This window comes from Enterobacter sp. Cy-643 (assembly GCF_011752815.1).
In the GTDB taxonomy this organism is placed as follows: Bacteria; Pseudomonadota; Gammaproteobacteria; order Enterobacterales; family Enterobacteriaceae; genus Cedecea.
The window spans coordinates 1-646 of sequence record NZ_VWWV01000019.1; the positions used below are offsets into that span (position 1 = coordinate 1).

Here is a 646-nt window from a genome sequence, read left to right on the forward strand (position 1 = left end):
AGATACAACCCGCGTAGTGCTCACACAGATTGTCTGATAGAAAACGAGCAGTAAAACCTTATAGGCTTGTAGCTCAGGTGGTTAGAGCGCACCCCTGATAAGGGTGAGGTCGGTGGTTCAAGTCCACTCAGGCCTACCAAATTCTCCGCTATCCTGCGTTACAGCACCACTCGCATACTGAAGTATGTTTCGTGGCGCTGCGCCTTGACTAGCAAAGAATTCACGGTAATTAAGGTTTTACGAAATCGATGGGGCTATAGCTCAGCTGGGAGAGCGCCTGCCTTGCACGCAGGAGGTCAGCGGTTCGATCCCGCTTAGCTCCACCATCATTTCATGCACCAAAACTTACTTCAGAGTGTACCGGTGACGGTGTACTGCGAAGTATTTGCTCTTTAACAATCCGGAACAAGCTGAAAATTGAAACGACATGTCGTCTCATTCTTCCGTAATAAAGAATGAGGTTAAGACATGTTCGAGTCTCTCAAATTTTCACAACAGCGATTGTGTCTTACGAGACACCTTCGGGTTGTGAGGTTAAGCGACTAAGCGTACACGGTGGATGCCCTGGCAGTCAGAGGCGATGAAGGACGTGCTAATCTGCGATAAGCGTCGGTAAGGTGATATGAACCGTTATAGCCGGCGATTT

The 646-nt window shown here is 48.6% G+C and carries 2 tRNA genes and 1 rRNA gene; all 3 read left to right on the forward strand.

Going from position 1 to position 646, the window contains the following annotated elements:
- The first annotated feature begins 62 nt into the window (after positions 1-62).
- Positions 63-139: transfer RNA gene (locus F3J29_RS22590), tRNA-Ile, on the forward strand.
- Positions 140-250: 111 nt separating this feature from the next.
- A tRNA-Ala gene (locus F3J29_RS22595) sits at positions 251-326 on the forward strand.
- Positions 327-532: 206 nt separating this feature from the next.
- A 23S ribosomal RNA gene (locus F3J29_RS22600) occupies positions 533-646 on the forward strand; the annotation flags it as partial.